Below are 5,621 nucleotides of genomic sequence, written 5' to 3' on the forward strand. Positions count from 1 at the left end.
CGCCGAGCGATCTTGACTTTGCCGATTGGCGATCCGAGCCCGTACGATTCGTCCGGCGTCGCCTTGGGAGTCGGGCCCGGACGACGCGCTCGAAATACTTGAGGAGCCAAAACACGTGAAGACTCGCACCGGTCGAGCCATAGGAGTATCCGCAGCGATCGCCGCGTTAACCGTATCGCTTCCGCTTGCGATCAACGCCCAAGCAGATCCGCCGCCCGACCCCACCCCAACCATCGACGTCAAGCCGCCGCCAGACCCGCAGGGCAGCTGCGACCCCTTCAAGGCCGAGCTCGCCGCAGGCGGCACCACGTTCGCCGACCTGAACAAGCTGCCCGTTGGCACCGCGCTGGCCAAGATCCCGTCGATCAGCACCTTCACGTCGGCGATCTCCGGTGGGCTCAATCCCGAGGTCAACATCGTCCCGATCCTCGAGAACGGCCCGTACGTCGTGTTCGCACCGACGAACGACGCCTTCGCCGCGCTGGAACCCGGCCAGCTGGACGCCCTCAAGGCCGATCCCGCCGCGCTCTACAAGCTGGACTACTACCACGTGTTCCTCGGACTGCTCGGCCCCGATGACTTGCAGGGCCAGCGTCCGACGCAGCAGGGCGCGGAGATCAAGGTCACCGGCAAGGGTGGCGACATCAAGGTCAACGACGGCATCAAGGTCCTCTGCGGCGGCATCCAGGCCAACAACGCACGGATCTACATCATCGACAAGGTGCTGGACCCGGCTACCGCACCGGAGCCGGTCGTCCCGACCGTCACGGCAACCACGTACACGACGACCGCGCCGACGAGCACCTCTGCCGCCCCGGCCCCGGCTCCGGCGGGTTAACCCCTAACCTTTACGCGATTTCGGCGCGGCTACGTTCGGTGAGAGCGAACGGAACCGCGCCGAAATCGCTGGAGGCGCTGAGGGTTATAGACCGAGGTCCTTGCCGATGATCTCCTTCATGATCTCGGTCGTACCGCCGAAGATGGTCTGGATCCGCACGTCGACGTAGTCGCGGGCGACCCTGTACTCGTTCATGTAGCCGTAGCCGCCGTGAAGTTGCACGCAGGCGTCGACGACCCTCTTGTTGAGTTCGGTACACCACCACTTGGCCTTGGACGCCTGGACGGCCGTCAGCTCACCGTCGACGACGGCACGCAGGCACCGGTCGATGTACTGCTCGCCGATCTCGAGTTCGGTGTCCAGCTCGGCCATCACGAACCGGTTGTGCTGGAAGGTACCGATCGGCTGCCCAAACGCCTTGCGGTCCTTGACGTACTGCAGCGTCTCGTTGAACGTGGCCCGAGCACCCGCGATCGCGCCGATCGCGATGGACAGCCGCTCCGAGGGCAGGTTGGTCATCAGGTGATAGAAGCCGCGGCCCTCCTGGCCGAGCAGGTTCGCGCCGGGCACCCGGACGTTCTCGAAGTTCAGCTCCGCGGTGTCGGCGGCGTGCAAGCCCATCTTGTCGAGCTTGCGGCCGCGGGTGAACCCCTCCATGCCGCGTTCGACGACCAGCAGCGAGAAGCCCTTGTGACCGGCGTCGGCGTTGGTGCGGGCGACGACGACGACCAGATCGGAGTTGATGCCCGCCGAGATGAACGTCTTGGAGCCGTTGAGGATCCAGTCATCGCCGTCGCGAGTTGCCGAGGTCTTGATCCCGGCCAGGTCGCTACCAGCACCCGGCTCGGTCATCGCGACGGCGCCGATCAACTCGCCGGTGATGTAGCCGGGCAGCCAGCGCTCCTGCTGTTCCTCGTTGGCCAGGTTGACGAAGTAGGGGCCCACGATGTCGTTCTGCAGGCTCAGCCCCGGCGTCGCGGACCCGAACTTGCTGAACTCCTCGACGATCACGGCGTTGAACCGGAAGTCGTCGACGCCGCCGCCACCGAACTTCTCCGGCAGGTTGAACCCGATCAGGCCGTATTTACCTGCTGCGACGTAGGATTCGCGGTCGACGAGGCGTTCGCTCTCCCACTTCTCGACATGCGGTGCGCACTCCTTCTCCAGGAACTGACGCGCGGTATCCCGCAACTGCTCGTGCTCGGCCTCGAAAACCAGTCGCTTCATGAAATGTTCCTTCGCCTCTACTGTGCTTTCCAAACGGGTTGGCGCTTCTGCGCGAAGGCCAGCGGTCCTTCCTTGGCGTCCTCGGAGCGCAGCACGCCTCCGATTTCACGAGTGGTCCTGGCCCAGCCGGGTTCGTCGCCCGTGATCACGCCGTCGTCGACGCCGTAGGCCACCCGCTTGCTGGCCCAGACCGCCAGCGGCGCGTTGACCGTGATCCGCTCTGCGAGCGCCAGCGCGGCCTCGACCACGGTGCCATCGGGGACGACCTGATTGATCAGGCCCCACTTGAGTGCGTCGGCCGATGACATCGGCTCCCCGGTGAACACCAGTTCCAGTGCGACCTTGCGGGGTAGGTGGTCGACGATCCGGAACACCCCGCCCGCGGCGGCGATCAAGCCGCGCTTGACCTCCGGCAGACCGAACTTCGTCCGCTCCTCGGCGACGACGAGATCGCTGGCCAGCGCCAGTTCCGTGCCACCGCCGAGCGCGGTGCCGTTGACGGCCGCGATGGTGGGCTTGTCGATGAAGTGCTGCACGTAGCCTGCGAACCCCCATTCCCCGTGCTCGGGGTGAAACAGGTTCTCCCGACGCGAGATCGCCTTGAGATCGGCTCCGGCGCAGAAGGATTCACCGGCACCGGTGATGACGACCGCACGCACCTCCGGATCGTCCTGGGCAGCCTCAAGCGCGTCGCCGACGGCCGTGCTGACCGCCGCGTTGACGGCGTTGCGCGCCTCGGGCCGGTTGATCGTGATGAGCGCGACGTTGCCCCGCCGCTCGACGAGAGCGGCGGGGGTTACGACGTCAGTGGTCACAGCAGTTCGAGGATGGTGGCGTTGGCCTGGCCGCCGCCCTCGCACATGGTCTGCAGGCCGTACTGAATTCCCTTGTCCCGCATGTGGTAGAGCATCGTGGTCATGATGCGGGCACCTGAGCCGCCGAGCGGGTGGCCCAGTGCGATCGCGCCGCCGTTGGGGTTCAGCCTCTTCTCGTCGGCGCCGATGTCCTTGAGCCAGGCCAGCGGTACCGGCGCGAACGCCTCGTTGACCTCGAACACGCCGATGTCCCCGATCGCGAGGCCAGAACGCTTGAGAGCCTTCTGGGTGGCCGGGATCGGCGCGGTCAGCATGATCACCGGGTCGGCGCCGGCCAGCGTCGCGGTATGCACCCTGGCGATCGGCTTGAGGCCCAACGACTTCGCCTTCTCCGCCGACATGAACAGCAGCGCGGCCGAGCCGTCGGAGATCTGGCTGGAGTTGCCCGCGTGGATCACGCCGTCCTCCTTGAAGGCGGGCTTCAGCTGCGCCATCTTCTCGATCGGGGTGCCGCGGCGGATGCCCTCGTCCTTCAGCACCGGGTTTCCGTCCTGATCCTTGATGGCGACGATCTGATCGTCGAACGCGCCGGAATCCTGTGCCGCCGCTGCCTTCTCGTGCGAGCCGAGGGAGAACTCGTCGAGCATCGTGCGCGAAAGGCCCCACTGCTCGGCGATCATCTCGGCGCCGATGCCCTGGTTCGGGGTCTGGGTGTAGCGGTTGCGGAAGGCCTCGGGGTACGGGTGCCCGCCGTTGGCAAGCGATGCGCCCATCGGTGTGCGCGACATCACTTCGACGCCGCCTGCGACGACGACGTCGTAATGGCCCGCCACCACACCCGCCGCGGCGAAGTGCACCGACTGCTGGCTGGATCCGCACTGCCGGTCGACGGTCACGCCGGGCACCGTCTCGGGCCAGCCTGCGGCCAGCACCGCGGTGCGGGCGATGTCGAGGGCCTGCTCGCCGGCCTGCATGACGCAACCCCAGATGACGTCGTCGACGATCGCGGGGTCGACGCCGGCGCGCTCGACCAGGCCGTTGAGCACCTGGGCGGACAGTTCGCCGGGATGCACGCCCGAAAGACCGCCGTTGCGCTTGCCGACGGGCGATCGGACCGCCTCGACGATGACGGCTTCAGCCATGGAAATGCTCCTTCGAAGTGGGGTTGATGGGTACTAAGAACATGGGGTGGTTATCACCGAAACTAGAACAGCAGGTTTACTAGGTCAACCTACTGGTTGGTAGGAAACGCGCGATCAGGCCCGTTTCGCAGACAACCACATGTTTTACTGAGTTGTACAACAAGCCACTCAGGCCAGACTTCGGGAGACTCATTGGCTCGCACCACACCATTGGCGCCCATGATCGGGCCGGATTCCGTCGCGCCTTTGGCGGGCGCACCGATCCGTTCACCCAAGACCGCCGAGCTGGTCGCAGGGACGCTACGCCGCATGGTGGTCGATGGCCAGCTCAAGGAAGGCGACTTCCTGCCCAACGAGGCCGAGCTGATGGCGCACTTCGGCGTCAGCCGTCCGACGCTGCGCGAGGCCGTCCGGGTGCTTGAATCCGAGCGGCTCGTCGAGGTGCGGCGTGGCTCGCGTACCGGAGCCCGCGTGCGGGTGCCCGGCCCTGAGATCGTCGCCCGTCCCGCAGGCCTGCTCCTCGAGCTGTCCGGTGCGACGATCGCCGACGTCATGGTAGCGCGCGCGGGTATCGAACCGATCGCGGTGCGCCTGCTCGCGGAGGCAGGCACTCCTGCGGCCTACGACGAGCTGGAGGACATGCTCACCCAAGACGTCCCGGTGGGGTGGGAATCTGGCCAGCTGGCGGAGGTCACCGGCGAGTTTCACCGTCGGGTGGTGGAGTTGTCGGGCAACGCGACTCTCACGATCATCGCGGGCATGCTGCACGAGATCACCGTCCGGCACACGGCGTTCGTCATGAAGGAAGGCCGGAAGGTCTCGAAGGCCGACTACGACAAGCTGACGAAGTCCTACCGGCGCCTGATCACACTGCTCCGGGCGGGCGACGGTGCCGCCGCCGAGGCGCACTGGCGCACGCATCTCGACATCACCCGCCCCCTGTTGCTGAAGGGTTTGGAGACCGTCAAGGTCCGCGACGTCATGCAGTAGAGGCCGCGGCCGACCACGTCACCCGCACCGGAACCGTGTCATCCCACGGTTGGCGCGTCGCCATGTCGGCCACCCGCACGATCCCCCGCTCGAACTCGCCCGTCGCGGCGTCGACGAGGCGGTACTCCTGCTGCTGCTTGTGGATCGGCTGCGCATCGAGCAGCAGGATCCGCACCTCACCGGGCTCGAATCGGCAGCGCTCCTGCAGGGCGGCGATCAGCTGCTCGTTGTGCATGTGGCCGTCGCCGAAGTTCCAGCCGATCGCGGTGCTGCAGATCCGCTCGCCGTCGGTGAGCATGTAGTCGTCCTCGTTCTGTCCTGCCATCGCGCGGTGCGCGAGGGTGAACATGGCGCGGCCGTGAGTGTTGAAGGCGCGGAACGCATAACCCATGTAGAGGTACATCTCCGCGGTTTCCTTGCTGCCGTAGAACTTCTCCATCTGCGCGGCGGGCATGCTGGCGATCGCGACGATGTTCTTGGCAATCTTCTCCTCGGCGGCCGGCTTGAGGCACCACAGCGTGGTATCCCAGTTGCCTGCGTAGTACCGCATCCCCGGCAGGAAGGAGACCTTGCGCGGGAACAGGTTTCCGAGCACCACGGTCCCGGCGA

6 protein-coding genes are annotated in these 5,621 nt (G+C 66.3%); 2 read left to right on the top strand and 4 right to left on the bottom strand.

The window, feature by feature from the left end; genetic code table 11:
- The first annotated feature begins 115 nt into the window (after nt 1-115).
- Nucleotides 116-838 carry a fasciclin domain-containing protein gene (locus QOC69_RS04535; protein WP_526436799.1) on the top strand — a complete coding sequence of 241 codons (723 nt, stop codon included), beginning with the start codon at nt 116-118 and terminating at the stop codon, nt 836-838.
- 84 nt (nt 839-922) lie between these two features.
- Here the strand turns inward: QOC69_RS04535 and QOC69_RS04540 are convergent, their stop codons facing one another.
- From QOC69_RS04540 to QOC69_RS04550, 3 genes are read right to left on the bottom strand one after another with little or no spacing between them, the layout of a single operon-like run.
- Entirely contained in the window at nt 923-2,065 is a 1,143-nt protein-coding gene (locus QOC69_RS04540; protein ID WP_526436801.1) for an acyl-CoA dehydrogenase family protein, read from the bottom strand.
- 17 nt (nt 2,066-2,082) lie between these two features.
- Nucleotides 2,083-2,880 (bottom strand): enoyl-CoA hydratase/isomerase family protein, encoded by a 798-nt coding sequence (locus QOC69_RS04545; protein ID WP_526436803.1) that lies wholly within the window; start codon nt 2,878-2,880, stop codon nt 2,083-2,085.
- Complete coding sequence (locus QOC69_RS04550; RefSeq protein ID WP_526436805.1) at nt 2,877-4,022, bottom strand: thiolase family protein; 1,146 nt, start codon at nt 4,020-4,022, stop codon at nt 2,877-2,879. Before QOC69_RS04550 ends, QOC69_RS04545 begins: the two co-directional genes overlap by 4 nt.
- A 192-nt stretch (nt 4,023-4,214) precedes the next feature.
- On the opposite strand from QOC69_RS04550, the gene QOC69_RS04555 reads away from it, so the two are divergent.
- Nucleotides 4,215-5,012: a FadR/GntR family transcriptional regulator gene (locus QOC69_RS04555; protein ID WP_526436807.1), complete on the top strand. Its 798-nt coding sequence runs from the start codon at nt 4,215-4,217 to the stop codon at nt 5,010-5,012.
- Here the strand turns inward: QOC69_RS04555 and QOC69_RS04560 are convergent.
- A partial coding sequence (locus QOC69_RS04560; protein ID WP_526436809.1) for a DUF3556 domain-containing protein occupies nt 5,002-5,621 on the bottom strand: 620 nt, incomplete at its 5' end. The genes QOC69_RS04555 and QOC69_RS04560 overlap by 11 nt on opposite strands.

Source organism: Mycobacterium sp. (assembly GCF_032162105.1).
Taxonomy (GTDB): Bacteria; Actinomycetota; Actinomycetes; order Mycobacteriales; family Mycobacteriaceae; genus Mycobacterium.

What these genes read in the sequence shown, in the direction of transcription:
- QOC69_RS04540 (WP_526436801.1), bottom strand. Translation starts at nt 2,065, where the DNA reads ATGAAGCGACTGGTTTTCGAGGCCGAGCACGAGCAGTTGCGGGATACC.
- QOC69_RS04550 (WP_526436805.1), bottom strand. Translation starts at nt 4,022, where the DNA reads ATGGCTGAAGCCGTCATCGTCGAGGCGGTCCGATCGCCCGTCGGCAAG.